Here is a 26,767-nt window from a genome sequence, read left to right as displayed (position 1 = left end):
CAGTGTGCTGGCGCCGGTGCCCGACTGGGCGGCCCGCATCGTCGTCGGGCACCTTGCCGAGCGGTACGTGTTCGACCGGTGGACGATCGAGGAGATCGCCAGGTCGGTCGACTGCTCGGCCAGCTACCTCCACCGCGTGATGGTGGAGGCGGGGATACCCCGGCGCAACCGGGGCGAACGGCCCAGGTCGGGCCCGGTACCGGCCGATCGGATCGCCTGGCCGGACGGCGCCACCGCAGCCGAACCGCCGCCGGGCTGGACGTGGACGAACTCCCTGGCCGGCGTGCCCGACTGGGCGGCCCGCATCGTGACCCGCCACCTGGTTGACCGGTACCTCGTCGACGGGTGCACGATCCCCGAGATCGCCAACTCGACCGGATGCACTCAGGTGCACATCCACCGGCTGATGGTCGAGGCCGGGATACCCCGCCGCAGACCGGGCCAGCGGCCACCGACGACCACTCCGGCCGCACGGACCGGCCACCGCGACGAGGGCGTGCAACGGCCGGCGGGAGCGTGCTCGCTCGCGAACCTGCCAGCCTGGGCGGTGACCATTGTCGTCCGCTACCTCACCGACCGGTATCTGGATGACGAGTGGTCGGTAATGGAAGTCGCGCGGTCGGTCAGGTGCCCGTACGGCCAGGTCAACAACCTCCTGATAGAGCTGGGGTTATCACAGCGCCGCGACCTCTCCCGTCCCACCGGTCCTGTCCCGGATGAACGGGTCGCAGCCGACGACGGGGTGGAGGCAGGCCCGGCGCGGGAGGCGGACGAGGTGTTCGCGCAACGGGCCGACGGTGCGGCGACGGCGATCGCGCGGACGAGGCTGATCACCCCGCTGCCCTCGTGGGCCGCCCGGATCGTCACCCGCTACCTGGTGGACCGTTACCTCGTGGACTGGTGGTCGATCAAGGAAATCGCCGCGACGATCGGCTGTTCGCACGGCCATGTCCACCACCTCCTGGTCGCGCTGGAGATTCCCCGCCGCAAGCAGGGGCGCCGGCCACGCGTACGGGACATCCCGACCGACGAGCAGATCGTCGCCCGTTACGAGGCGGGCGAGTCGACCGGCTGGATCGCCTACCGCACCGGCATGTCACGCGGCTACGTCCGAGACCGGCTGCTGGCCGCCCGGGTGCGCATGCGGCCCGGCCCGGTCCCACGACGACAGGCCGCCATCCCTGACGAGCAGATCGTCGCGCGCTACCGCGCCGGGGAGACCATATCCGCGCTCGCCGCAGCCGGCGGAGTGTCCGGCTTCTACATCGGAAACCGGCTACGACAGGCCGGAGTCCACCTGCGCCCACCCGGGCCACCGCGACCGAAGGCCACACCGTAGCGATGAACGGCGAGGGAATGAACGTGACGGGAAGCATGGGACACGTCGGGGTGGCGTTGTTCAACTTCGAGGGTGGCGGGCTGCTGGCTGACGGCGGCTTCGACTTCGATCGGCTCTGTCGCGCCTTTCGGCACCTCGACCAGGCGCCAGCGTTGATAGCGATCAACGAGGCGAAGGAGTGGGCGCGTGACGGCAATCGCGGACTGCTTGCCGCCACCAACGCTCTCGCCCAGCAGCTCGACCGCCCGTACGTCGGGCAGCTCGGCTGGCGGGAGCGTGGACCCATCGAACCGGCCCTACTCTACGACCCGACGGTGGTGGCCCTCACCAGCTGGTACAGCGACACCGGCTATCCGACCCACGACGACAAGCGCGGACTGGCCCACTTCCGCGTCCGGGCCACCGGTGTCGAGTTCGGTGTCCTCGTCGAGCACTGGGACCCCCGCTCCGGGGCGACCCGGCTGCGCCAGGCCGCCCGCATCGACCGGTACGGGCAGGTACCGACTACCGATGCTCGTGATGGGGGACCTCAACGAAACTGCCTCCGGGCCCTCGTATCCAGGGCGTAACTGGGAGTCGGCGGACTATCGCGCCCGGAGTCAGCAGGCCCGGCTACGCGCTGACGGCACCTGGATCGACCAGACGGAGGCCGTCGACCATCTCATCGGCGCCTGGTCCGACGACCACGGGAACGGGTCGGCGGCTGCGGCTTCCACGCCGCCCCGGACCTCGCCTGGCACAGCGGGTCAGCCCACCATCAGGCGTACCGGCCCACGGTCAACCACGGTGAGGAGGAGGGCGGCGGTCAGCTCATCGACTTCATCCTGACCACGGTTGCTGAGTCGCTCGTGCCGATGACGTACCGGGTGCATCTGCCGGGACAGCGACAATCCGGCCAAGTCTCCGTCGACCATTGCCTGGTCACGGCCGTCTTTGGCTCCGCGATCGCCGCCGGGAATTCTGGCGCTGCTCCCGCGCACACCGGGGGTGATCCCGTAACGAGGGGGGCGAGCGCCATGCCGGCCATCTGCTCGCCGCGCACGTGGGGGTGAACCCGGATCACCACCATGACACCTCACACATGGCCTGCCGTAGGCGAGGGTGATCCCGGACCAACAACAGTTGTAACAGCGAGTTCAACTGCTCCCGCGGCAGATGGCGAATTCTTGCATGGTACGTGTGGCTAAGATCGCTGCTATTGGTCGTCCGGCCCGACCCAGAACAGACCTCTGTCGGCGCCATCTTCGTCGTATTCGAGAACGATGAGCCAGCCGGGCCGGGCATCGGGAGGATGTATTCCCAGCGACAGTGCGTGCGCCGTCCGTGCGGGGGTATCGAGGCTGTGCGCCCGCTCGTGTAGGTCCGCCACGGCAGCTTCTTCGCCCCGGACCGGGTACTCGTCAGCTTCGATTATCGGCGATCCCTTCCCCGGTTCCATCGAACAGCCAGGCGCGTACGCCCCTGTTCGGGCGTATCTGATACACGGTCAACCTATAGCCTGCCGGCAGCGTGGCCTTGATGTTCTGGGTGCAGCCATCCCTGCCGAGGCAGGGCCGCGACGCCGATCATGCGGCCGGGAGCGAGGTCGTGGCTACGCATCCGTCGTGCTCGCCTCCGGTTGATGATCGCTACTGATAGGCGTGGACCAAGGCCAGGAGGTGGGGCCGGTGAGGCCGCCTGCGGTGGTGATCGCTGTGGCGATGTCCTGCGGTTTCGCTTCGGCGGCGAGGAGGGTGCGGAGCAGGATGCGGGCCTTGTAGGGGTGTAGCCAGCCGGCGGGGATCAGGCCGCGTGTGATGAGGTCCTGCTCGGAGCCGGGGAAGCCGTAGGTGTGGGTGAGGGGTGGGCCCGGCGGGGGTGCGGGAGGCGAGGACGACCGGGATCCGTTGGGCGAGGGTGGTGAGGGTGTCGACGAGGGGTTCGGGGACGTGGCCGACGCCGAAGCCGGCGACGACGAGCCCGTCGACGCGGGCGCCGATGGCGTCGAGGAGGGTGGGGTCGTCGTCGAGGGTGACTGTGTGCAGGCCGACGCGGGCGTGTCCGCCGGAGTGCGGGGCGGGGACGGTGAGCCGGTACGGCATTGCGGTGAGCATCCGTACCTCGCCTTCCAGGACGTAGCCGAGCGGGCCGCTGTCGAGGGATCGGAAGGTGGCGCCGCTGGTGGAGTGGGTCTTGCTGACCCAGCGGGCGGCGTGGATCTCGTCGGCGAGGACGACGAGGCAGCCCTGTTCGCGCGCGTGCGGGGCGGCGGCGGTGTGGATGGCGGCGAGGAGGTTGGCGGGCCCGTCGGCGCTGGCCAGGGTGGGGTTGCGCATCGCTCCGGTGACGACGATCGGTTCGGGGCGCTGGTGCAGCAGGTCGAGCAGGTAGGCGGTCTCCTCGATCGTGTCGGTACCCTGGGTGATCACAACCCCGGTCGCTCCGCCGCTGGCCAACACGTCCGTCGCGTTGCCGGCGAGGTCGGTGATGTCGGCGAAGGTGAGGGACGCGCCGGGTCGGCGGCGGAAGTCCACCACCTCGAGCTGGATTCCGGTCTCGGCGAGCCCGGGAACGGCGTCGATGAGCTGCCGGGCAGACAGGGTGGGGCTCACCGCGCCGCCGTTGCTGCTGGTCATGGCGATGGTGCCGCCGAGGCCGAACACCACCACCCGTGGCACGGACGTCGTCGGGATCAGAGACACGGGGGACCCTTTCGGCTCGTGCGATGGTGCGGGGAGCCTATTACGGCAGCGTGCCGACGAATCGGCACGCCTGGCCGACGCCGTCGGGGTAGAGGAAGCGGCTGCGCAGTTCGGTGGGGCCGGCGAAGCCGTGTGGCGAGACCATGTCGGCTGCGTCTGCTCCCCGCGCACGCGGGGGCGATCCTCACTGGTTCTGGGCGTCAATACTGGTCCGGGTTGGGCATGAATTTCGATCCCAGGGTCCCGTCTGCCCTTTCTGTGGGCGGGTCTTCGGGAGCCGCCCATTGTGCTAGGCATCCGGCGCGCCGTGGCAATCGGCGGCCACGACGAGACACCGACGAGCGGGAGCTTCTGCGGGCGTACATCGTCTACGTGCTGCGCGGCCCGGTTGACTGCGTGGCCCGGTTGACTGCGCGTCTGCCTGGACCCCGAGCTGCCGTTTCTAGCGGTTTCCATGCCGGTCGTACCGCGCAACCATGGTGCGGACGGCGTCGTCGACCACCGCGATCACGCGCTCCGGGGTCACCGCCCATCCCGGGACCAGCAGGCTCGGCCAGAACACGTAGTTGGAGATCATCCCAAGGAACTGCGTGGCGGCCATCTGCGGGTCCGCGACGTCCGCCGTCCCCGCGTCGCGCTCAGCCACGAGGTAGGTCCGAACCGTCTCGAAGTACGGCAGCTTGCCCTCTGTGAAGTGCGCCTTGGCCAGCTCAGGAAAGCGGGGCAACTCGGCGATGACGATGCGAAACAGATCCACCATTCCCGGCCGGCCCAACAGCGCCGCATAATGCCGCCCGAGGGCGGTCAGGCCTGCTGCCAGGTCACCCACGGACGGCACCTCGGCGTCATCACCACCGGCCCAGGAGTCGACGACGATGGCATCGAACAAGGCCGCCTTCGTCGGGAACTGCTTGAACAACGTCGCCTTCGACACCCCGGCTTCCTCGGCGATGCGTGCCAACGACGCCCGGTCATAGCCCAGCTCGAGGAAGAGTTGCGTGGCGGCCTGCACGATCAGCGCGCGCTTTTGCTGAGCCACCCGCTGGTGATAGGTCGTCATGTGGCCATCATAGCGAGGTGAGTGGGTTGACTCACCACTCGCGGTGACGTACGGTTCTCATGGTGAGTCGCTTGACTCACCATTCGCTTCGCTGTCGGAGGACCGCATGTCCCGCTTCACCTCGCAAACCGTTCTCGTCACCGGCGGTACCGGTGGACAAGGCGCCAGCCACGTACGCGCCTTCCACGCCGAGGGCGCCAACGTCGTCATCGGCGACATCAACGCCGAGCGCGGCGCCGCCCTCGCCGCCGAACTGGGGGACAAAGCGCTTTTTGTCCGCCTCGACGTCGCCGACGAGAAGTCGTGGGCCTCCGCCGTCGCGGCGACCCAAGAAGCGTTCGGTGCGCTCACCATCCTGGTCAACAACGCCGGAGTGCAGAACCCGCCGGCCCTCATCGAGTCCACCGACCAGGCCATCTGGACCCGCATCCTCGACATCAACCTCACCGGCACGTTCCTCGGCATCAAGGCCGCCGCACCCGCGCTGCGGCGAGCGGGCGGCGGGGCCATCGTCAACATCGCCTCCACCATGGGCACCGGCGGCACCGCCTTCTACGCGCCCTACGTCGCCAGCAAGTGGGCCGTCCGTGGGCTCACCCAGACCGCCGCCCTCGAACTGGGTCGCGACAACATCCGCGTCAACACCATCCACCCCGGCGTCGTCGCCACCGCGTTCATCACCGAACCCGCAGCCGGCGCCGACGCCCCGATCGCCGACTTCTACTCTCCCGAGCCGTTCGCCGTCCCCCGGCTCGGACAACCCGCCGACATCACGGCAACGCTGCTGTTCCTCGCCTCGCCCCAGGCGGCCTTCATCACCGGCGCCGAGCACATCGTCGACGGCGGGCTGCTCCTCGGACCCGCCCTGAAGGACGAGGCCGCATGACGTCACTCTCGCAACTGCCACCGGAGATCAGGCGGGCCATCGAGATCACGCCCGCGGCAGGCACCCGCGAACGAATCGTGGACATCACCACCACCGGGCGACGCACCGGACGCCCCCGCCGCATCGAGATTTTCTTCTACCGCGCCCACGGCGCCACCTACCTGTGCAGCGGCGCGGGAGGAGGCCCCACCGGCTGGAACGCAAACCTACGCGCGAACCCCGCCTTCACCTTCCACCTGAAAAACGGCGTCAAGGCAGACCTACCGGCCCACGCCACCACCGTCACCGACCCGGCCGAACGAGCGGCGGTCCTCACCGCCATCGTCGACGACCTCAACCAGCCCCATGACCCCGGCACCATACGGCCGACAAGGTTGGCGGACTGGGCTGACAGCAGACTGATGCGCATCCATTTCGACTGAGGTCGTAGGTCACGGGATGTCGCCCGCGCGTCTCACCCGGTATATCTGGGTGACGCGGGCTCACTGCGGCTGTCCCTCTCCGGCAGAGCGGCGGAGGCGTCCGCCGGGTCGTTCGCCGTCAACCCCGCCGCCCGGTCGACCGGGGTACGCCGGTACCCGAGCCAGCCCATCGCCACGAACCAGGCGTGCAGCTCCAGTATGCCGAGCCGCTGCACCAGTCCGGCGACGCCCTGCTCCGCACCGTCGGCGGTCGGCTGGAACGTGGCGAAGAAGGCGACCAGCAGGACCAGGGTCAGTGGGCTGCCCAGCAGCAGCCAGCTGCCGAACCTTCGCCACCCGGGGATGCCCCGGAGATACCGGCCGGCGACCAGGAAGCCGAGGACCGGCGTACCGATGGCGAGGACGAAGCCGACGGTGTGCGGCAGCACCGCCTCCAGATTGAAGATGCCACAAACGGCCTGACCGAGCCCGCTGCACGCCAGCAGCGCGACCGACCAGCGGCGCAGTGCCGGCCGGTCGGGCGGAAGGGTGCCGAACACTCCGACCACGCCGACGACCAGCAGCAGCCCGCCGACGACGAAGGCGGTGTTCATGTACGGCGCGGTCACGCCCATCCCGAGCCCGCTGATCGGCTGGCTGATCGGCGAGTAGTCGGTGAACCGGTGGCCGAAGAGGGTGTAGCCGGGGCTCACGGCGCCGAGCACGAGCCAGGTGAGGGTGAACAACACCGGCCCGGCGACGGCGCCGAGGGCGAGCCACCCGGCCAGTGGACGAGAACCGCGAAGACCTACGCGAGGGGAGATAGTCATAGAATGACTATACATCTTATGTCTATCAACGAGCGGGCGGTTAGGCTCGGCGGGTGTCCGCACCGCGCCGCTCCGTACTCGCGCTGGCCGTGCTCTCGATGCTCACCGAGGAGCCGATGCACGCGTACCGGATGCAGCAGCTGATCAAGGAGCGGCGTAAGGACGACGTGGTCAACGTCAGCCAGCGCAACAGCGTCTACCAGACAATCCAGCGGCTGGTCCGGGACGGTCTCGTCGCGGTCGCCTCGACCGAGCGTGCCGAGCGGCGGCCGGAGCGCACGACGTACCGGATCACGGATGCCGGTCGGGTGACCCTGGCCGACTGGCTGCGCGCCATGCTCTCCACCCCGGCCGCCGAATACCCCGAGCTTCCCGCCGCCCTGTCGTTCCTGCCGAACCTCTCCCCGGCGGACGCGGTCGAGGCGCTGACCCTGCGGATGACCCGGCAGGCGGAGCGGCTCGCGGCTCTGGACCGGGAGATTGCCGAAGTGGCGAGGTTCCTGCCCCGGCTCTTCGTCATCGAGGCGGAATACCAGCGCCAGGTCGTCGACGCCGAGCTGCGCTACGTACGCGGTCTGGTGGACGACCTGCGGGCGGAGCGGATCAGCTGGCCGTTTCGCGACGGCGTTCCGGGCGGGTTCGAGCCGGCGGACTGAAACAGCCGGCGGACTGAACCAGGCGGCGGGACTGACACAGGCGGCGGGACTGACACAGGCGGCGGACTGAAACGGGCCGCTCAGGGTTCACGGCCGGCCGCGCCGCTCCTCGGGACGCGTTCATCGACGGTTCACGGCTGCGCTCTACAACGACTGAATGAGAACCCTCAATGTCGCGCTGCTGGCCGTGCTGATTGCCGGCACGGCAGTCGGTCCCGCCGCCCACGCTGCCGGCGCCACCCACGCCACCGACGCGGCCGACCCGGTCTGCGTGCCGAACCCGACGCACTCTCCGTGGCCGCCCGGGGTGGACCCCGGCCCGCCGCTCGCCGTGCCGTTCCTCTCCGCGCACCGTGGCGGCACCAACCTGGCTCCACAGCAGACCGCCGAGGCCTACCGCAGCGCCATCGCGTTCGGCGCCACGGTGATCGAGGTCGACCTGCGTCGGCTCAGGGACGGCACCATGGTCATCTTCCACGACGACGCGGGTCCCGACGGGCGGGCACTGCACCAGGTCACCCTCGCCGAGTTCAAGGCGTGGAACGCGGCGACCGGAAGCTGGGCCGGCACGGCCTTCGATCCGGCCCGCTACCAGACCTTCGCCGAGGTCCTGGCGATAGCCGGGCAGGCCGGTGTGGGCCTGGACATCGAGTTCAAGAGCTTCCACCTGCTCGGCGGACCGTACCGTGAGGTGGCCACCGCCGTCGCCGCCGCCGGGCTGATGGAGAAGACGATCTGGCAGTACTACAGCGATCTCGAGGTGCCGCTGATCTCCGCGATCCAGGGCGTCGACCCGGACGCCCGCTTCAACTACAACCTGCTCGGGATCGAGACGCCGCAGGGACTCTACAACCGCGCCAGGGGCAGGGACTTCTCGTTCGGCTCGGAACTCGCGGCGTTCACCGCGCCACGGCTCTCCGCCATCCACGACGGTTGCGGCATCGCCGTGCCGCACAGCTACGACGAGGGCGCAGACCAGGAGTATGCGCAGATCCAGGCCGGTCGCGCGCGTGGGGTCGACGGCTTCCAGACCAACCAGGTCGACGTCGCCGCCGACGCCCTGGACCGCCCGGTGTCGTCGGCCTGGACCCGGCAGGGCGGCACGGCGTGTCTGGTCAACCCGGCCAACGGTTACGGACTCCCCGGCCGGCAGGTGCACCGTTTGGACGGCGCCACACTCATCACCGGGCCGGGCGGCTGCGTCACCGCCGGTGGCCAGAGGATGATCTTCCCCGGCGACGGTGCGGCGCAGGCGTCGGCCGAGGCCTGACCGGCGGGAAAGCCGGTCGACGCCTGACCGGCGGAGGCGTACCCGCCCGCCGGCCTGCGGGGCGGTTGGACACCCCGCAGGCCCGCGGGGCGGTTGGACACCCCGCCGCGCCCTCCGACGCCGAGCAATCGGAGGGCGCGGATCATGACGTGGTTCCTACCTGACTCGCGCGTACCTCGCTTCGGTCACGGGGCTCGGAGCGCACACCACCTCGCACTCGAACTGGGGCCCGTATCGGGTGACGTTGGAGGAACCACAGTCCGCGGTGCTGGTGCTGCGGGCGTAGACCCAGCTCCCATAGGCGACCCGACCGTTGCGGCACTCAGCCCTCGCGCGGTACCTGGTGTTGCCGGTGTCGGTGCAGGATACGCTGGCCCTGGTCGCGCTGACGATGTTGAGCGAGCAGGTGTAGAGGACCCCGACGTCCGAGGTAGGGGCGGCGTTGGCCGGAGTCACCGTCAGCGACACGGCGGCGGCCGAAGCGAACAACGTTACGAGCGCCAGAAGCAGCACCCGCATCCGCAGCACAACGCTTGACACAATTTTCATCGTTTCCCTCTCTGTCGGATCTCCCCTAAGGACCGACCCAGCCAAGCAGCAGAAGGCTTCAACTCGGCTTCACGTCCCGTCGAACGGTTCGCAGACGCGGCCGAGCGAGGCACCGGAGCCCTTGCCACCTGGAAGTCGACGCTCTTTCTCGGGACGGCGGCATTCCGGTGCCGATCGCGCCGTGTAGCGATCCGCAGGAAGGCGCGATAGCCTCTTCCCGCCGGGTCAAAGGGTCCGGCCGCGGGTTCAGCGGGGGCGACGATGCGTTTTCCTCCTCATTCGTCGTATCGACCAGAGCAGACCGACAATGGCGGCGCCGGCTTCGACGGCGGTGACGCCGGCGCCCGCAGCGGCTCCGGTTCGGTGGACACCTTCGCGATCCTGCTGCGCCGCTACCGGCACCGCGCCCGTCTCACCCAGGAGGAGGTCGCCGACCGGTCCGGGCTGAGCGTGCGGACGGTGCGCAACGCCGAGAGGGACGGTGCTGCCCGGCTGCGGTTCAACTCGGTGCGCCGGCTCGCCGACAGCCTCGGTCTGGACGCGGACGACCGCCAGCGGTTGGACGCCGCGGCCGACGCCCAGCTTCCACCCGCACCGGCGGCGCCCGTACGGCAGAGCGGGCCGACGTGGTCGCCGATGCCGGCCGCCCCACCGGGACGCCTGCCGGCGGCCATCGCGAGTTTCGCCGGGCGGGCGGACGAGATGCGTGAGCTGGACGGGTTGCTCGACGCGGCCGGTGGGGGGCCGATGCCGGTCGTGGCTGTCCTGGGCTCGGCCGGGGTGGGCAAGACGGCGCTGGCAGTGCACTGGGGGCAGCGGGTCGCGGAGCGCTTCCCCGGTGGTCAGTTCTACGTGAACCTGCGCGGGTTCCACCCCACAGGGGTGCGGATGGAGCCCGGTGAGGCGGTCCGCGGCCTGATCGAGGCGCTCGGCATACCTCCGCAGCGGATGCCGCCCACCCTCGACGCGCAGTTGGAGCTGTATCGGCGGGTGCTGGCGGACCGCCGGGTGCTGTTGGTGCTGGACAACGCGGCGGACGCCGAGCACGTACGGCCGCTGCTGCCCGGCAGCAGCACCGTGGCGGTCGTGGTGACCAGCCGTAACAATCTCATGAGCCTGGTCGCGGTGGAGGCCGCCCACCCGATGACGCTCCGTCAGCTCAACGAGGCCGACAGCCACCTGCTGCTGTACCGCCGGCTGGGCCAGCAGCGGGTGCGGGCCGAACCGGAGGCGGCGGCGGAGATCGTACGGCTCTGTGCGCGGCTGCCGCTGGCCCTGTCCATCGTGGCCGCCCGCGCGGCGACCCATCGCGGCTTCGCCCTCGCCGACCTGGCGGCCGAGCTGCGTGACGTACGCGGCCGGCTGGACCACCTCGGCGGGCCTGACGCGATCGCCGACGTGCGGGCGGTCATGTCGTGGTCGTACCAGTCGCTGGATGCCGAGGCGGCCCGGCTCTTCCGGCTCCTGGGCCTGCACCCCGGTGCCGAGGTGGGCAGGTCCGCAGCGGCCAGCCTGGCGGGAATCGACGCTGCCCGGGCGGCGGCACTGCTGCGCGAGCTGGCCGTTGCCAACCTTCTCGACGAGCACCGTCCCGGCCGGTACACCTGCTACAGCCTGCTGCACGTCTTCGCGACCGAGCTGGTCGACCTGGTGGACTCGCCGGCGGCCCGCCGCGCGGCAACGCTCCGCCTGCTCGACCACTATCTGCACACCGCCTACCGCGCGGCCCTGCAGCTCGACCCGCATCGTGAGACGATCACGCTGGCCCCGGCCGCCGACGGGACCATCTGTGCCGACATCGTCGATCTGCACACGGCGGTGGCCTGGTTCACCGCCGAGCATCCGACGATCCTCGCGCTGGTGTCGGTGGCCGTCAGGGAGGGCTTCACCGAGCATGTCTGGCGGCTCGTGTGGACGATGCTCGACTTCTGGGACCGTCGAGCGGCGCTGTGGCAGGCCTGGCTGGCCGTCGCCGAGCAGGCTCTGGACACCGCGGACCGCGTCGGCGACGACCTGGTCCGGGCGCACTGTCGCCGCAGTCTCGCCCAGGTGCAGGCACGGCTGGGCGACACCACGGCGGCCGAGCGGAACTTCGGGTACGCGATCGCGGCGTACCGGAGACTCGAGCTGATCGGCTCCCTGGCGCATACCCACCGTAACCATGCCTGGGTGATGGCTCGGGACGGCCGCCACGACGACGCGATCGCCGAGCTGCACAGGGCGATGCCGCTCTTCGAGGCAGGAGACGACGAGGCGGGGCAGGCCCGCACGCTCAACTCGATCGGCTGGTACCACGCGCATCTCGGCGACTTCGACAGGTGCCTGCGGTACTGCCTGCGGGCGATGGCGCGTCACCGGCGGACCGGCGACCGGTTCGGCGAGGCGGACACCTGGGACAGTATCGGCTACGCCTACCACCATCTCGGCCAGCAGACCGCCGCCGACAGCGCCTACCAGCGGGCGTTGGCGCTCTACCGGGAGCTGGGTGACCGGTCCAGCGAGGCGGACACGCTGGTCCGGCTCGGCGACCTGCACCGGGCGACCGGCGACCTCGCGGCCGCCCGGTTGGCGTGGCAGCAGGCCCTGACGATCCTGGACGCCAGCGACGAGCGGGAGGCCGGCGAGATCCGGCGCCGCCTCGGGGAGATCGCAGAGCCGAGCTGACCGCCCGCATTGCCGGTGCGGGGAGAATGCCGGCCCCTTGCCGGTCCGCTGCCTCGTACCCGCGGCCGGTCATGGACATACTTTGGCCGCACTCGCAGCCTCCGCCCTTCCCCCGCTCAGGTCGTCGATGGATGTCGATGGATGTCGATGGATGCTGCCTCCTTCGTCCGAGAGGAAATTTCATGAACGGGTTCAGGCTCGGCTCCTGCTGGCGGCGGCTGATCCCGCTGACGGCGGTTGTTGCGGCGTGGACAGTGATCATGGCGCCGACGCCGGCAGCCGCGGCCGAGGAACCGATCGGCACCTTCGCCTGCCCGTCCATCCCCTCCACCCACGACCCGAACGTCATCCGCATCGTCTACCAGGTCGCCTCCGGCCGGGGCGTGTCTGCCCGGGTCATGCTGGCCACCTTCGAGGCAGGCTGGGTCGAGTCGCACATGAACAACCTGCCGTGCGGCGACGCGGACTCCCTGGGTGTCTTCCAGCAGCGGCCGAGTCAGGGCTGGGGCACCCCGGCGCAGATCATGGATGTCCGCTACGCGACCAACAGGTTCCTCGACCGTGCCGTCGTCGAGGACCGCAACTGTGCCGCCTGCACCGCCGGGCAGATCGCGCAGCGGGTGCAGCGCTCGGCCCATCCGGAGCGGTACGACCAGGCCGAGACCAAGGCGCGGCAGTTGCTCGCCGAGGCCCGTGCCGGCGCTCCGGACGAGATTGGTGTGTATCGGCCCGACAATGCGACGTTCTATCTGCGTAATGGTGCGACCGCTCGGTTGGGCAGTGTGGGTGATGTTCCGGTGACCGGTGACTGGAATCGTGACGGTGTTGATTCGATCGGTGTGTACCGGCCGGATAACCGGGCGTTTTATCTGAAGAACGGGAACAGTTCCGGTGATGCGGACGGTGCGTTTTATTTCGGTAATCCGGGTGACGTGCCGGTGGTGGGGGACTGGAACGGTGACGGTTACGACACGATCGGTGTGTACCGGCCGGACAACCGGACGTTCTATCTTAAGAACTCGAATGACAACAGTGGTGTGGCCAACGTGGTGTTCTCGTACGGCAATTCGGGCGATGTGCCGGTGGTGGGGGACTGGGACGGTGACGGTGTCGACACGATCGGCATGTACCGGCCGGGTAACCGCACCTTCTATCTGAAGAACAGCAACAGTTCCGGCAATGCCGATGGTGCGTTCGTGTTCGGTAACGACGGTGACGTGCCGATGGCTGGCAACTGGGACGGTGATCCGTACGACACGATCGGTGTGTACCGGCCCGGTAACCGGACGTTCTATCTGAAGAACCGTAACGACAACGCTCCGGCCGACCTCGCGATCGTCTTCGGCAACTTCGACGACGTCCCCCTCTCCGGCCGCTGGCGCTGAACCCGATCCCGATACCGATCTCGGATAAAGTTCACAAAGGAGCGTCGTGCGCAAGACTTTGGCTTCCGTCCTCATCGGCCTCGCCGTGGCGGCTGGCAGTGCCGTCGCCGCCGCACCGGCCGCAGCCGCCCCGAACTTCCGTGCGCCCTGGCCCTGCGGCCAGCAGCGCCAGTACTACCACCATTCGACAGAGGTGACCAACGCCATCGACTTCAATCTTCCGGGAAGTGCCGACCTCGGTACGCCGGCACTCGCCTCTGCCGCCGGTACGGTGACCCAGACCGTCCACAACGACGCCGGCTACGGCAACTACGTGCGCGTGTCCCACGGCGGAGGCTGGACCACGCTGGTCGCCCACCTGCAGTCGATAAGCGTCAGCCAGGGGCAGGCCGTGGCTGCGGGACGAGAACTGGGCAAGGTGGGCAGCACCGGGCAGTCCACCGGGCCGCACCTGCACTACGAGCAGGAGCTCAACAACGTCAATCAGAGGATCGTCATCGACGGCGTGGCGCTGCGCTACAGCCCGGAGCCCGCCACCCACACCAGCGGCAACTGCGGCGGTGGCAGCGGTCCGGACGAGATTGGTGTGTATCGGCCCGACAATGCGACGTTCTATCTGCGTAATGGTGCGACCGCTCGGTTGGGCAGTGTGGGTGATGTTCCGGTGACCGGTGACTGGAATCGTGACGGTGTTGATTCGATCGGTGTGTACCGGCCGGATAACCGGACGTTTTATCTGAAGAACGGGAACAGTTCCGGTGATGCGGACGGTGCGTTTTATTTCGGTAATCCGGGTGACGTGCCGGTGGTGGGGGACTGGAACGGTGACGGTTACGACACGATCGGTGTGTACCGGCCGGACAACCGGACGTTCTATCTGAAGAACTCGAATGACAACAGTGGTGTGGCCAACGTGGTGTTCTCGTACGGCAATTCGGGCGATGTGCCGGTGGTGGGGGACTGGGACGGTGACGGTGTCGACACGATCGGCATGTACCGGCCGGGTAACCGCACCTTCTATCTGAAGAACAGCAACAGTTCCGGCAATGCCGATGGTGCGTTCGTGTTCGGCAACGACGGTGACGTGCCGATGGCCGGCAACTGGGACGGTGATCCGTACGACACGATCGGTGTGTACCGGCCCGGTAACCGGACGTTCTATCTGAAGAACCGTAACGACAACGCTCCGGCCGACCTCGCGATCGTCTTCGGCAACTTCGACGACGTCCCCCTCTCCGGCCGCTGGCGCTGACGACAGCTCCTCGAACAGGAGGCACGATGGATGTCCCTTCGTACCAGGTGACGCGGCGCTCGCTGCTGCGCGGGACGGCGGCGGGGGTCGGTTTGGCCATGACACCGCTGCTCATGCCGGCCCAGCCGGCCGGCGCGGCCGTTCCCGCGCCCGGCATCATTCCCTGCCCGGCCTGGGGAGCCCGGGCACCACGACCGCTGAACGTTCTGTCGAACAATCCCAACAAGATCCTCATCCACCACACCGCGGGGTCGAACAGCAACGACACCTCGGTCGCGCACGCCCACGCCCTTGCCCGCAGCATCCAGAACTTTCACATGGACGACCGTGGCTGGCCTGACTCGGGACAGCACTTCACGATCAGCCGCGGCGGGCACATCCTCGAGGGGCGCCACCACAGCCTGCCCACGCTCCAGGCGGGCAGCCGCATGGTCGAGGGGACCCACTGCCCCGGCCAGAACAACCAGGCGATCGGCATCGAGAACGAAGGTACGTACATCGACGGGGTACCACCGGCCACCCTCTACAACCGGCTCGTCGGCCTCTGTGCGTACATGTGCCAGCAGTACCGGATCGCGCCGACCCAGATCTACGGGCACCGCGACTTCTCCGCGACCCAGTGCCCCGGCGACCGCTTCTACGCCATGCTGCCGCAGTTACGCAGCGACGTGGCCAACCGTCTTGCCGGCCGCGGTGCCGACGAGATTGGTGTGTACCGGCCCGACAATGCGACGTTCTATCTGCGTAATGGTGCGACCGCTCGGTTGGGCAGTGTGGGCGATGTTCCGGTGACCGGTGACTGGAACCGGGACGGTGTTGATTCGATCGGTGTTTACCGGCCGGATAACCGGACGTTCTATCTGAAGAACGGGAACAGCTCCGGTGACGCGGACGGCGCGTTCGTCTTCGGTAACTCGGGTGACGTGCCGATCGTGGGGGACTGGAACGGTGACGGTTACGACACGATCGGTGTGTACCGGCCGGACAACCGCACCTTCTATCTCAAGAATTCGAACGACAACAGCGGCGCCCCCGACCTGGTGTTCCAGTTCGGTAATGTCGGCGACATCCCGCTCGTCGGCGACTGGGACGGTGACGGTGTCGACACGATCGGCATGTACCGGCCGGGTAACCGCACCTTCTATCTGAAGAACAGCAACAGTTCCGGCAATGCCGATGGTGCGTTCGTGTTCGGCAACGACGGTGACGTGCCGATGGCTGGCAACTGGGACGGTGATCCGTACGACACGATCGGTGTGTACCGGCCCGGTAACCGGACGTTCTATCTGAAGAACCGTAACGACAACGCTCCGGCCGACCTCGCGATCGTCTTCGGCAACTTCGACGACGTCCCCCTCTCCGGCCGCTGGCGCTGAACCGTCGACCGCCGACCGTGGCGGGTGCGTCCGAGCTCACGCACCTGCCACGGTCCGGGCTCCTGCCGCGCTTGTCCTGAGTCCGCACCCGCGGGGTCTTCGATGCACCCGCGGGTCTTCGATGCGCCCGCGGGGTCTTCGATGCGCCGTGCGGCGACGAGGCCCACGAGTGGTGCGTCGGCTTGGGCCGCTGAGTCGGCTTGGGCTGCGGAGACTACGGCCAGAGCCCGCGCCGGACTCCGGGAGGACCCGGTGTGCGCCGTGTGCGGCGCCGGTTCGGGATTCCGTCCGGTTCTAGGGTGGAGCCTGTCACCGTGGTCGAGGAGGTCGCTGTCAGTGAGGTGTGTGGCGTGTCCGACGGCGACATGACCGACCGGCTGCTGATCGAGGTCGCGGCGGGCGGCCGGATCTCCGTCTCGATCTGGCCCGGCGGCGAGGAGCCGGCCGAGCCGGTGGCCGCGCCGACCGTGGTGGACTGGCCGATGGATTCCTCGGCCCTGGCGGATCTGCGGTGGTACCTGGAGGACTATCTCCGTACCCCGTACGGGGTCTACGGCGATCACGGCGCTCGGGTGGCGGGCGAGATCGCGGCGTGGGGGCACGCCGGCTTCGCAATGATCTTCGGCTCGGAGGCGGCCGGCGCCGCGTACCGGTGGCTCCGGTCCCGCGACGCACCGGTCGAGGTCGTCGTGCGGTCGTCGGCGCCGGAGTGGCTACGTCTGCCGTGGGAGCTGATGCACGACCCCGACCGACCGTCGCCGTTGGCGCTCGACCAGGTGGGAATCAGCCGGGCTCTGCCGGGGGCCGGATTCGCCGATCCGTTGCTGGTCGCGGGAGAGCGGCTACGCGTGCTGATGGTCATCTCGCGTCCATCGGGCCCTGACGACATCGGGTACCGGATCATCGCCCGACCTCTGCTGGAGCGACTGGCGGCGGTTCGTGGCGCCGTCGACCTGGTGGTGCTCCGTCCACCGACGATCGACCGGCTCCGGCAGGTGCTGACCGACGCCCGGCGGGCCGGTGAGCCGTTCCACATCGTCCACTTCGACGGCCACGGGCTCGCCGCTCCGGGCGAGCGGACCGAGAAGGGTTCGTCGCTCTCCGGGCAGCAGCGGCAGGAGCAGGCGGTACTGCTCTTCGAGAGCGCCACCGGAGGACGTGACGACGTACCGGCGGCAACGGTCGCCCAGGTGGTCACCGAGGGAGCCGTCCCGGTGGTGGTGCTGAACGCGTGCCAGTCCGGAGCCGTCGGGAAGGAACTCGAGACGGCGGTCGCCACCCGGCTCCTCCAGGAGGGCGCGGCCAGTGTGGTGGCGATGGCGTACGCCGTGTACGCGGTCGCCGCCGCCGAGTTCATGACCGAGTTGTACGAGCGGCTCTTCACCGGCGGCGGAGTCGGCGAGGCAGTTGCCGCCGGCCGGCGGCGGCTCGCCCAGCGCAACGAGCGGCCCAGCGCCCGGGGCCCGATCCCGCTGGCCGACTGGATGGTTCCCGTCCACTACACCCGTCGGGACGTACGCTTCCCGGATCTGCGCGTCAACCGCGACGCCCCGCTCTCCCTGGACGCGGTACTGGACCAGCTTCGCGCCGACCAGGCCGACGGAGACGACCGGCGCGGTCCGCTGGCCGCGGTAGACCAGTTCGTCGGCCGGGACAGCCTCATCTACACGCTGGAGCAGGCGCTCCGGTGGCAGGGTGTGGTCGTCCTGCACGGCGCAGGAGGCACCGGCAAGACCGAACTCGCCAAGGCGTTCGGTCGCTGGTGGCGGGCCACCGGCGGGGTGGCCCACCCGTCGCTGGTCGTCTGGCACTCGTTCGAACCCGGCGTCGCCAGCTTCGGGCTCGACAGCGTCGTCGCCGCGATCGGCCTGCAGGTCTTCGGCGCCGAGTTCGCCCGCCTGGAGGACTCGAAGCGACGAGAGGTCGTCATCGAGCTACTGACCACCCGCCGGCTCCTGCTCGTCTGGGACAACTTCGAATCCGTACGGACGATGCCCGACCCGACCGGCGCCACACCGGCCCTGGACGCGGCCGAGCAGGCGGAGATGCGATCGTTCCTGGACCGGGTCGGCGCCTCCGGTGCCAGCGCGGTGATCATCACCAGCCGGACCGAGGAGCCGTGGTTGGGCCCGGTCCGGCGGATCGCCGTTGCCGGCCTCACCCCCGCCGAAGCCGTCGAATACGCCGACCAGGTGCTCGCGCCGTACCCGGCGGCGCGGCCCCGGCGTGCACTACCTGCCTTCGTCGATCTGATGACGTGGCTCGACGGCCATCCGCTGTGCATGCGCCTCGTGCTGCCACACCTGGAGAGTACGGAGCCGGCCGACCTGTTGGCCGCGCTGACCGGCACCGTGCCCCTGCCCACCGGGTACGGCGACACCCGGACCACGTCCCTCGACACCAGCGTCACCTACTCGGTCGCTCATCTGAGCCAGCCGACCCGGCAGATGCTGGTCGTGCTCACTCTCCTGTACGGCGTAGCCGACGTCGACGTCCTCGGCGCCTTCTCGGTGACCGAGGGTGTGCCGGGCCGGTTCGCGGGCTACCCGGCCGAAGCCTGGCGGGACGCCCTCGAAGAGGCCGCCCGGCTCGGGTTGCTGCGGACCATGACCGCTGGCGAGTACCGGATCCACCCCGCCCTGCCGGCGTTCGCCGCGCAGCTCTGGCAGGCTGACGACCCGACCGGGTACCCCGCCGAGCGGGCGGCCGCCGAGCGGGCGCTGCTGGAAGCACACGCCCGGTTCGGAGGCTGGCTGCGCGACCAGATCGACTCCGGCGACGCCAGGACGGCCCTCGCGATCGTCGGCGATCAGCGCCGTACTCTCGGCAGCCTACTGAGCTACGCACTCCGCCACGAGATGTGGAACCACGCGTACGCCGTCGCCGACCCGCTCGACCGGTACTGGGGGAGCCGGGGCCTCGTCGACGAGGCACGGCGCTGGACCGACCGGGTCCGGCTGACGCTGGAGGACGCCGCGGGTACTCCACCCGGACCTGCCACCCCCGCCGGAGCGTTGTGGCTCTACTTCATGAACGCGCAAGGTATCCGGGATATGGACGCCGGCCACCTGGACCACGCCGAACAGGTATTCACCACCATGTGCGAGCAACTGACGGCGGATCCGGCGGCACCACAACATCGGGACCGGCTCGCGGTCGCCTACCGCCAACTGGGCCAGATCGCGCTCCTCCGGCAACGAGCTGACGAGGCCGAGAAGTGGGCCCGCCAGGCGCTCTCGGTCGCGGGCCCGCCGGGCGACCGCGCGAACATGGCCAGGACGTGGGACCTCCTCGGCGGTGTCGCGACACTCCGCGGGCGCTGGGACGAGGCGGAGACGTGGCGCCGACGGACCCTGGCGTTGCTGGACCAGGTCGGTGACCGCCGCGGCTCGGCCGTCTGCCTCCACTCGCTGGGCGTGCTCGCCGCCCGGCGGAACCGGACCGCGGAGGCGGAGGCCTGGCAGCACGGCTCGCTCGCCATCTGGCGAGAACTCCAGGACCGCCCCGGCATGGCGTCCAGCTACCACGAACTCGGCGTCATCGAGGGACACCGCGAACGGTGGCACGAGGCGAGGCTCTGGTACCACAGGTCCCTGGCGATTTCGGAGGAGCTTGGCGACCGGACCCTGATGGCGAAGACCTACTTCCAGCTCGGAATCATCGCCCAGGCGCACGACCGGCACTTCGACGAGGCGGAGCAGTGGTACCGCCGGTCGCTGGCGATTGAGGAGGAACTGGGGGACCGGCCCGGGACAGCCTTCTCCTACGGCCAGCTCGGCCTGCTCGCCGAGGTTCGCGGTGACCGGCAGCAGGCGCTGGAATGGCTCGTCCGCTCCGTGATCGTGTCCGGGAGCGAGGCCCGGCCGTCGACCGGACCGGGCCTGGCGAACCTGGCCAGAATCGCCGCGCGGGTCGACCCCGGATCTCTGGACCGCGCCTGGCTTGCGGTGACCGGCGAGACTGTTCCCGAGGCCGTGCGTGAACTCATCAGCGCGGCGCAGGTTTCCACGGGAGGTGATCAGAGCCCCATGGCCGATCCGATCGATCAGATCGCCCGTGCCGCGGCGCAGCAACTCTCCGCCGAGTACGGCCAGGATCTGGTAAGCGAGGTCGAGGCCGCACTGAGCGCGCAGGAGAACCGGGACACCGACCGATATCTGGAGCCGATGGACGTCGCGAACCTCGTCGTCAGCATCGCGTCGTTGGTGTGGTCGGTCTACCTTGGCCTTCGGCAGGACAAGGCGCGACCCTCGTCGGAGGTGGTGGCCCGTACCGTACGTGTGCGGCTGGACGAGACGCTGATGGTCGAGACGACCCTTCGGGACCGGCTGGTCGAGATCTCGGTGGACCAGGCGGCCCGCGTCGGCGCGGTTCAGGAACAGGCCGACGCGCCGGAGCGATAATGAGGGCCGCGGTCGCCTGAGGGCGGCTGGACAGTGAGTTGGGCACGGTGCGAAGGCTCGGTGCGAAGGCTCGGTGTCGTCCTACCGACGCGGGTTAATCCGGCGTGCGGAAGCGATTCGTCTGCTGGCGAGGTGCCGGTTCTCCAACCCGGCTACGGTCCTGCTCAGGCTGTGGTGTGGTTCAGGTGGTCGACGTCGAGGGTCTCACCGGCACTCGTCGCCTCGGCCCGGCTCGACCACATCGACCGCCTGGGCCGTACGTACGGGGCGAACTGAGGCGAGGATGCGATGCCGTCGGACGCTGCTGCCAGCGAGCAACCACCGCCCCAGGCCGGACGGGGCGCGAAGAACCTGATCGGCGGGCGGCGTCCGCTGCCGGCACACGTGTCGGTCTACCTCTTCGTGATCGTGCCGTTCCTGGCGTTGGTCGCCGCCGTCCCCTTCGCGTGGGGCTGGGGACTTACCTGGGTGGACGTCGCCCTGACGGCAGGCTGGTACGTCTTCACCTGCCTGGGCGCCACCGTCGGCTACCACCGCTATTTCACGCACGGCTCCTTCAAGACGCGCCGCGGCACGCGGATCGCGCTGGCGCTGGCCGGGAGCATGGCCGTGCAGGGCCCGATCCTGCACTGGGTCGCGGACCACCGGCGGCACCACGCCTATTCCGACCGGGAGGGTGATCCCCACTCGCCCTGGCTCTTCGGCACCTCGCCGGTCGCGCTGGTGCGCGGCTTCTGGCATGCGCACCTCGGCTGGGTGCTCGACCGGAAGTTGACCAACCAGGCGCGCTTCGTGCCCGACCTGCTCGCGGACCGGGACATCCGGACGGTGCACCGCCTCTTCGGCCTCTGCACGGTGGTCACGCTGGTCGCGCCGGCGGTGATGGGCGGCCTCATCACCTGGTCGTGGTGGGGCGCTGTGACCGCGTTCTTCTGGGCCGGGCTGGTCCGGGTAACGCTGCTGCATCACGTGACCTGGTCGGTGAACTCGATCTGCCACATGATCGGCGAGCGGCCGTTCGCCGCCCGTGACCGGTCGGCGAACGTCTGGCCGCTGGCGATCCTCAGCATGGGCGAGTCGTGGCACAACCTGCACCACGCCGACCCCACCTGCGCCCGGCACGGCGTACGCCCCGGCCAGATCGACATCTCTGCCCGGGTCATCTGGCTGCTCGAGAAGACCGGCCAGGCGTACGACGTGCGCTGGCCCACCCCGGCCCGGCTGGCCCGGCTCAGCGCCGCCGGAGCGCCGCACTGAGATCGGTGCAGTGTGTGATCGTCGCGTCGTCCGCCGCCATCGCCTGTTGCGCCTCCGCCCGCCGCACCCGGTCGATGACCTCGGCGGGCCCACCCGCCGCCAGCATTGTCAGCACCCCCGGCCAGTCCGTCAGGTGCAACCGGTCGACGATGCGGCTGGCGCCGTTGCTGAGCAGGACGGCACCGGACAGCTCGGAAACCGGCGAACGACCGGTCACCGCCTCCTCCGCCGCCTGCGGGTCGTCCTTGGCGACCCAGAAGCCGCCCGGCCGGTTCCGGTTGGCGCGCAGTTCCCGCAGCAGGCGCCGGTGCTCCTCGCCGCCCTCGACGGTGGCCCTGAGCGCGGTCTCGTAGGGCCGGGCGACGACCACCTCGCGGGGGTCGGAGACGACCAGCGGCGCGCCGCCGGCCCGGTCGAGCAGGACGACGGAGTCGCCGAGCACCAGGTGCTCGGCGAGAACGCCGGTGACGCGCAGCAGCGCCACCGTCGCCGACGGACTGATCGGGTCGGCGACGTCGCAGGTGTCGCGGTGAGCCGCCGTCACCTGCTCGATCGCCTCGGCGAGCAGTGCCGGCAGGCTGTGCTCCGGCAGGCGCGCCAGCAGGCCGAGGAGGGCGGCGCCCAGGCGACTGGCGTACCAGGCCACCCCGTGCCGGCAGATCGCGTCGGCACCCGGGATGCCGGCGCCGTCGACCAGTACCGCCGCCGTGGGCAGGGCGCCGGTGAAGTCCTCGTTCACCCGGCCGGGGTGTGCCGGGGCAGTCGCCATCGTCACCCGCACGTGCCGCCACCGTGCTCAGCCGCCGTGACGCCGTGCTCAGCCGCCGCGACGGCGAGGTCGGCGACGTGCCGATGCTCCCGCGGGTCGGGGGATGGCTGACCGGATACCACTTTCGACTCCTGACTCGCCAGTCAGCGGACTGTCGGACATGCGTCCGTCCGCGCGGCTGAGGGGCACCCTACAGTTTGGTCAAGCCTCATCCCGATTCGTCGAGATACAGGGATGTCCCATGCGCTTTGTCGCTGTGCCCATCAAGGTCGACGGTCTCTGGCTCACCCACGATCAGAATGTCGCAGGTCCCTCCGCGGACTTCACCCGTCTACCCTATGTCGACGCGATCACCGGGCACGACGTCCACCCGGAAGAGCCGTATCTCAGCGGCGCCCTGTTGCCCGACCCGTTCACCGAGGGTCTGCGGCTGCGGGCCGGCCTGCACCTGCACTGGTCGTTGCCGGACGCGCTCACCAGGCTTGTGCACCAGCCCGGCGGGGCCACCAGTGGCAACCAGCCCGGCGCGGCCACCAGTGGCAACCAGCCCGGCGGGGCCACCGGCGACCGCCCCGAGGTCGACCTGCCCCGGGTGCCGAACCGGTGGCTGGTCACCCGCTCCCGGCCGGGCGGCGCCCAGGACCGCTGGGTGGTGGAGAGCGACGCCCTCTCCGACATCGACCGGGGCGGCGTGCCGTACCCGCCGCTGGCCGGCGACCCACGCGGCGGCACCGGGCGCCCGTACCGCTTCCTGGGCCGCACCCTGCCGCTGTCGGCCTGGCCCGGCGGCCCGGCGGACCGGCTCGGCGGGCTGACCGCGATCGGCTACGGGGAGCCCACCTTCGCCGCCTTCTATCCCAACTCGCACAGCGTCTTCGGCTTCCACGACGACGACCTCGGCGCCGACCCGGCCACCGGCACCGGACCGCTCAAGGGCCTCCGGTACGACGTGCTGGGCTGGTACGCCGACCCTTCCGACGACGAGTTGCTGACCGTGCTGGCCGCCGGCGGTGGCCAGTGGTGGGACCTGCTGGCCAACCGGCTGTCCTGGTCGGTGCCGGTCGGCGCCGGTCCGGCACCCGACCGGCTGCTCTGCTTCGGACGGCTGACCTTCGCCCCCGGTAACCCCTCGGGGTCGGCGCCAGCGGCGGATCCGGAGGCGGGCCTCTGGGTGGCCGACACCGCCACCGAGGCGCTCGCCGCACACCTCGGCGCCGCACTGCCCGGCGTCACCGAGGATCAGGTGGAGAACCTGCTGGAGGCGCTCACCGTCGCCGACGAGTTGGAGAGCGCGTCGCTGGATCTGGTCGACCGGCTCGCCGAGGCCCGGCACACCGCCTCGTTCACCCCGGTCGCCGCCGGCATCGCCTGGACGGTACGCCGGCACGACGACCCGGTCGGCACGGCCCCCGACGGGACGGCCCGCCCGATCACCGCCGAGCAGCGGCAGCGCCGGGAGGGGCTGCGGCTACCGGAGGGCATCGACGATCTGCTGGCCGCGCTCACCGCGGCGCAGTCGGCCTACGACGACGCGGTCAATCACGCCACCTCCCTGCGGGAGCGGCTCTTCGCCGACTGGCACCGCTATCTCGCCTGCGCCTACCCGCCCGACCAGGGGCGGGCGGACTACCCCGATCCGGCGCTGGTCGGGCTGCGCCTGCGTCAGGGGGTCGAGGAGTTGACCGCACTGGCCCGGCTCACCGGGAGCTATCCGCCGGTCGGCCCCGGCACGAGCCTGGCGCACCGGCTGCTCGCCGCCCGTACGGCCGTGGAGCGGGCGCTGACCGCGGTGAACGCGCTCGCCGAGCAGGCCGGTAGCCGGTTCCTGCCGGTACCGGTGCCGGCCGACCCGTACCACCTGCCGAACGAGCCGGTCGTGCTGCTCACCGGCCCGGCCGCCACGCCGTCCGACCGCTACGGCCAGGACGGTGACGACCAGCCGGACGGCCTGCTGCCCTGCCAGGTGCTGGACGCCGACCGGGTCACGCCGGCGGACCTGGCCACCGCCGCCGGCATCGGCACGCTCGCCGACCAGGTGGCGCGGCTGGCGGAGAAGCTGCCGGACCCGCATCCGGCGCTGCGGCGCTGGACCGCCCAGCCGTGGCACCCGGTGCTGATGGTTTGGGAGGTGGAGTTCTTCCCCAGCCGGGAGGGAAACAACCTCGACCCCGCCGACCGCAACTTCGACCCCGGCTTCGTCACCGACACCTACCGGCTGGCCGACGGTGACACCGAACTGCGCCCGCGCGGCGCCGAGGTGCTGGACAAGGCGGCGAACGTCTACACCGGCAGCACCGTGCTCTCCTCGTCCACCCGGCCGCTGCTGACCGGGCGCATCCTGCGCTATCTGAAGAGCAGCCCGCTGGCCGGCTTCAACGACGCGCGGCGGGAGGTCGACGAGCCGCCGCTGAGCCCCGAGCAGATCGACGCCGACCCGACGATACTGCTGGACTGGTGCGCCGGCCCGGCCGGCGAGGCCCGGCTGCGCACCCTCGCGGTCGCGTACCGGCACCTGCTCGCGCACGAGGAGAGCAACCTGGCGCAGAGCCTCGGCGGGTTCAACGACGCCCTGCTGATGCTCCGCCTGGTCCGGCAGCTCCCGATCGCCGACCCGCTCGGGTTCCGCAGCGGTCAGGACCTCGCGGCGCTGGTCGACGCGGCGGTCGGCGGGCAGGGCCGGCGCGCCCCGGTGCCGATGAGTGACTTCAACCCGATCCGGGCCGGGGCGATGCGGCTGCGCCGGCTGCGCATCGTGGACAGCTTCGGGGTCGGGTACGACGTGGACACCACCGCCCCGCACACCACCGCCCGACTCCGGGTGGCGAACCGGCCGACCTGGGTGGCGCTGCCGCCCCGGCTGGCCGTACCCGCGCGGCTGCGGCTGGACCTGCTCGACGCCGAGCAGCCGGACCGGCCCTGTGCCGGGCTGCCCACCGCCTCCCCGATCTGCGGCTGGCTGCTGCCGGACACCCTCGACGACGGCCTGCGGGCGTACGCCGGGACCGGTGACTGGCTCGGCACGCTCTATCCACTGCCCGACCCGGTCCGGCCGGCGGCGGCGTACTGGGCGCCGGCCCCGGGGACGGCGAACACCGTGGACGGGATCGCCAACCCGCGACTGCGGGCGGTGGTGCAGTGGCTGCGTGCGCGCGGGCCGGACGGGCTGGCGGCGTTCCTCGGCGGCCTGGACGACGCGCTGGAGTCGGTGGAACCGGAAGAGCCCGCACAGCAGCGGGCCTGGGCCGCCCTGCTCGGCCGGCCGGTCGCGGTGCTGCGGCTGGCGGTCGGCCTGCACGCCGCCGGGCTTTCCGCGACCCATCAGGACTGGAACGTGTTCCGGCAGGACCTGAACCGGAACGGCTGGGAGACGAACGACTACCCGCTGGTCCGCTTCCCGGTGCGGGTCGGCGAGCCGGGCCGGTTGGGGGACGGCACCCTGGGTTACTGGCTGGAGCAGGAGGACGGGCTCGGCACCACATACCACGACCCGGCGCGACTGGCCGCGGCAGGCGCGGACTCCCCGGTCGAGCTCGGGATCGACCTGCCGGACCGGACGCTCACCGTGCTGCTGGCCCCGACCGGGTCGATCCATGCCACCAGCGGGATCCTGCCGACCGGCAGCGTACGGCTGACCGACGACCAGATGCACGCCGCGCTCGCCGGGCTCGAGACCGGGTTCCTCGCCGCGCCGGTGCTGACCGAGGCCGACACGGTCGACCTGGTCCGGTCCAGCCCGCCGGGCCGGACCTGGACCTGGCGGGAGCGGGTGGGGACGGCCTGGACCGAGGTGGGCGATCCACCCGCGCTCAGGGACGGCATCCCGGCCACCCTCACCGCCCGGGAGGGCTGGCTTTCCCTCCGCGAGACACCGACGAACTGACCAACGGTCCGTCCCGGACCGACGGGCGGTCCGTGAAGACGGAGCACGGTCCATCCCGAGTCGACAGGCAACTCCACCGGCCGCCGCCCAGGAACCCGCCACCCGGCGG

At 70.3% G+C, this 26,767-nt stretch carries 18 protein-coding genes and 1 pseudogene; 13 read left to right on the top strand and 6 right to left on the bottom strand.

The window, feature by feature from the left end; all coding sequences use genetic code 11:
* Positions 1-4: 4 nt before the first annotated feature.
* Both ACN28C_RS25150 and ACN28C_RS25145 read left to right on the top strand, forming a co-directional pair.
* Complete coding sequence (locus tag ACN28C_RS25150) at positions 5-1,339, top strand: hypothetical protein (RefSeq protein ID WP_422769993.1); 1,335 nt, start codon at positions 5-7, stop codon at positions 1,337-1,339.
* Positions 1,340-1,341: 2 nt separating this feature from the next.
* A complete protein-coding gene (locus tag ACN28C_RS25145) occupies positions 1,342-1,908 on the top strand; it encodes a hypothetical protein (protein WP_422769992.1) in 567 nt (188 codons plus the stop codon).
* A 177-nt stretch (positions 1,909-2,085) separates the two neighbouring features.
* On the opposite strand, the gene ACN28C_RS25140 is transcribed toward ACN28C_RS25145, so the two are convergent.
* The 4 genes and pseudogenes from ACN28C_RS25140 to ACN28C_RS25125 all read right to left on the bottom strand — a co-directional run bounded on the left by ACN28C_RS25140 (position 2,086) and on the right by ACN28C_RS25125 (position 5,080).
* Complete coding sequence (locus ACN28C_RS25140; protein ID WP_422769991.1) at positions 2,086-2,319, bottom strand: hypothetical protein; 234 nt, start codon at positions 2,317-2,319, stop codon at positions 2,086-2,088.
* A 420-nt stretch (positions 2,320-2,739) separates the two neighbouring features.
* A complete protein-coding gene (locus ACN28C_RS25135; protein ID WP_422774799.1) occupies positions 2,740-2,847 on the bottom strand; it encodes a hypothetical protein in 108 nt (35 codons plus the stop codon).
* An 83-nt stretch (positions 2,848-2,930) separates the two neighbouring features.
* Positions 2,931-3,954, bottom strand: a pseudogene (locus ACN28C_RS25130) (asparaginase).
* A gap of 508 nt (positions 3,955-4,462) precedes the next feature.
* Complete coding sequence (locus tag ACN28C_RS25125; protein WP_422769990.1) at positions 4,463-5,080, bottom strand: TetR/AcrR family transcriptional regulator; 618 nt, start codon at positions 5,078-5,080, stop codon at positions 4,463-4,465.
* Positions 5,081-5,186: 106 nt separating this feature from the next.
* On the opposite strand from ACN28C_RS25125, the gene ACN28C_RS25120 reads away from it, so the two are divergent.
* Together ACN28C_RS25120 and ACN28C_RS25115 are read left to right on the top strand one after the other, a co-directional pair.
* Positions 5,187-5,966: an SDR family NAD(P)-dependent oxidoreductase gene (locus tag ACN28C_RS25120; RefSeq protein WP_422769989.1), complete on the top strand. Its 780-nt coding sequence runs from the start codon at positions 5,187-5,189 to the stop codon at positions 5,964-5,966.
* Entirely contained in the window at positions 5,963-6,388 is a 426-nt protein-coding gene (locus ACN28C_RS25115) for a nitroreductase/quinone reductase family protein (RefSeq protein ID WP_422769988.1), read from the top strand. The genes ACN28C_RS25120 and ACN28C_RS25115 overlap by 4 nt, the downstream gene beginning before the upstream one ends.
* Positions 6,389-6,420: 32 nt before the next feature.
* Here ACN28C_RS25115 and ACN28C_RS25110 read toward each other — a convergent pair whose 3' ends face one another.
* Positions 6,421-7,197, bottom strand: a complete 777-nt coding sequence (locus tag ACN28C_RS25110) for a DUF998 domain-containing protein (RefSeq protein ID WP_422769987.1) — start codon at positions 7,195-7,197, stop codon at positions 6,421-6,423.
* A 53-nt stretch (positions 7,198-7,250) separates the two neighbouring features.
* Here ACN28C_RS25110 and ACN28C_RS25105 point away from each other — a divergent pair, with 53 nt between their 5' ends.
* From ACN28C_RS25105 to ACN28C_RS25070, 8 genes are all read left to right on the top strand, one after another.
* On the top strand, positions 7,251-7,853 hold the full coding sequence (locus ACN28C_RS25105) for a PadR family transcriptional regulator (protein ID WP_422769986.1): 603 nt from the start codon (positions 7,251-7,253) through the stop codon (positions 7,851-7,853).
* A gap of 157 nt (positions 7,854-8,010) precedes the next feature.
* On the top strand, positions 8,011-9,123 hold the full coding sequence (locus tag ACN28C_RS25100; RefSeq protein ID WP_422769985.1) for a glycerophosphodiester phosphodiesterase: 1,113 nt from the start codon (positions 8,011-8,013) through the stop codon (positions 9,121-9,123).
* 810 nt (positions 9,124-9,933) lie between these two features.
* On the top strand, positions 9,934-12,336 hold the full coding sequence (locus tag ACN28C_RS25095; protein WP_422769984.1) for an ATP-binding protein: 2,403 nt from the start codon (positions 9,934-9,936) through the stop codon (positions 12,334-12,336).
* Between the two features lie 131 nt (positions 12,337-12,467).
* The gene (locus tag ACN28C_RS25090; protein WP_422769983.1) at positions 12,468-13,721 is read left to right on the top strand and encodes a hypothetical protein; all 1,254 of its coding nucleotides are present in this window, start codon (positions 12,468-12,470) and stop codon (positions 13,719-13,721) included.
* Between the two features lie 46 nt (positions 13,722-13,767).
* Complete coding sequence (locus tag ACN28C_RS25085; RefSeq protein WP_422769982.1) at positions 13,768-14,973, top strand: M23 family metallopeptidase; 1,206 nt, start codon at positions 13,768-13,770, stop codon at positions 14,971-14,973.
* A gap of 113 nt (positions 14,974-15,086) precedes the next feature.
* Positions 15,087-16,349 (top strand): peptidoglycan recognition protein family protein, encoded by a 1,263-nt coding sequence (locus ACN28C_RS25080; RefSeq protein WP_422769981.1) that lies wholly within the window; start codon positions 15,087-15,089, stop codon positions 16,347-16,349.
* A 350-nt stretch (positions 16,350-16,699) separates the two neighbouring features.
* Positions 16,700-20,752, top strand: a complete 4,053-nt coding sequence (locus ACN28C_RS25075) for a tetratricopeptide repeat protein (RefSeq protein ID WP_422769980.1) — start codon at positions 16,700-16,702, stop codon at positions 20,750-20,752.
* Between the two features lie 288 nt (positions 20,753-21,040).
* Positions 21,041-22,009, top strand: a complete 969-nt coding sequence (locus ACN28C_RS25070; protein WP_422769979.1) for an acyl-CoA desaturase — start codon at positions 21,041-21,043, stop codon at positions 22,007-22,009.
* Here ACN28C_RS25070 and ACN28C_RS25065 read toward each other — a convergent pair.
* Entirely contained in the window at positions 21,984-22,778 is a 795-nt protein-coding gene (locus ACN28C_RS25065) for a hypothetical protein (protein ID WP_422774798.1), read from the bottom strand. The two genes, ACN28C_RS25070 and ACN28C_RS25065, sit on opposite strands and share 26 nt — an antisense overlap.
* Before the next feature lie 241 nt (positions 22,779-23,019).
* Here ACN28C_RS25065 and ACN28C_RS25060 point away from each other — a divergent pair, with 241 nt between their 5' ends.
* A complete protein-coding gene (locus ACN28C_RS25060; protein WP_422769978.1) occupies positions 23,020-26,658 on the top strand; it encodes a hypothetical protein in 3,639 nt (1,212 codons plus the stop codon).
* The last annotated feature ends 109 nt before the right edge of the window (positions 26,659-26,767 follow it).

Source organism: Plantactinospora sp. WMMC1484 (assembly GCF_049315195.1).
Lineage (GTDB): Bacteria > Actinomycetota > Actinomycetes > Mycobacteriales > Micromonosporaceae > Plantactinospora.
This window is presented reverse-complemented; position numbering and strand designations above follow the sequence as displayed.

What these genes read in the sequence shown, in the direction of transcription:
- ACN28C_RS25060 (WP_422769978.1), top strand. Translation starts at nt 23,020, where the DNA reads ATGCGCTTTGTCGCTGTGCCCATCAAGGTCGACGGTCTCTGGCTCACC.
- ACN28C_RS25090 (WP_422769983.1), top strand. Translation starts at nt 12,468, where the DNA reads ATGTCGATGGATGTCGATGGATGCTGCCTCCTTCGTCCGAGAGGAAAT.
- ACN28C_RS25110 (WP_422769987.1), bottom strand. Translation starts at nt 7,197, where the DNA reads ATGACTATCTCCCCTCGCGTAGGTCTTCGCGGTTCTCGTCCACTGGCC.
- ACN28C_RS25100 (WP_422769985.1), top strand. Translation starts at nt 8,011, where the DNA reads ATGAGAACCCTCAATGTCGCGCTGCTGGCCGTGCTGATTGCCGGCACG.
- ACN28C_RS25145 (WP_422769992.1), top strand. Translation starts at nt 1,342, where the DNA reads ATGAACGGCGAGGGAATGAACGTGACGGGAAGCATGGGACACGTCGGG.
- ACN28C_RS25095 (WP_422769984.1), top strand. Translation starts at nt 9,934, where the DNA reads ATGCGTTTTCCTCCTCATTCGTCGTATCGACCAGAGCAGACCGACAAT.
- ACN28C_RS25115 (WP_422769988.1), top strand. Translation starts at nt 5,963, where the DNA reads ATGACGTCACTCTCGCAACTGCCACCGGAGATCAGGCGGGCCATCGAG.
- ACN28C_RS25065 (WP_422774798.1), bottom strand. Translation starts at nt 22,778, where the DNA reads ATGGCGACTGCCCCGGCACACCCCGGCCGGGTGAACGAGGACTTCACC.
- ACN28C_RS25080 (WP_422769981.1), top strand. Translation starts at nt 15,087, where the DNA reads ATGCCGGCCCAGCCGGCCGGCGCGGCCGTTCCCGCGCCCGGCATCATT.
- ACN28C_RS25125 (WP_422769990.1), bottom strand. Translation starts at nt 5,080, where the DNA reads ATGACGACCTATCACCAGCGGGTGGCTCAGCAAAAGCGCGCGCTGATC.
- ACN28C_RS25120 (WP_422769989.1), top strand. Translation starts at nt 5,187, where the DNA reads ATGTCCCGCTTCACCTCGCAAACCGTTCTCGTCACCGGCGGTACCGGT.
- ACN28C_RS25070 (WP_422769979.1), top strand. Translation starts at nt 21,041, where the DNA reads ATGCCGTCGGACGCTGCTGCCAGCGAGCAACCACCGCCCCAGGCCGGA.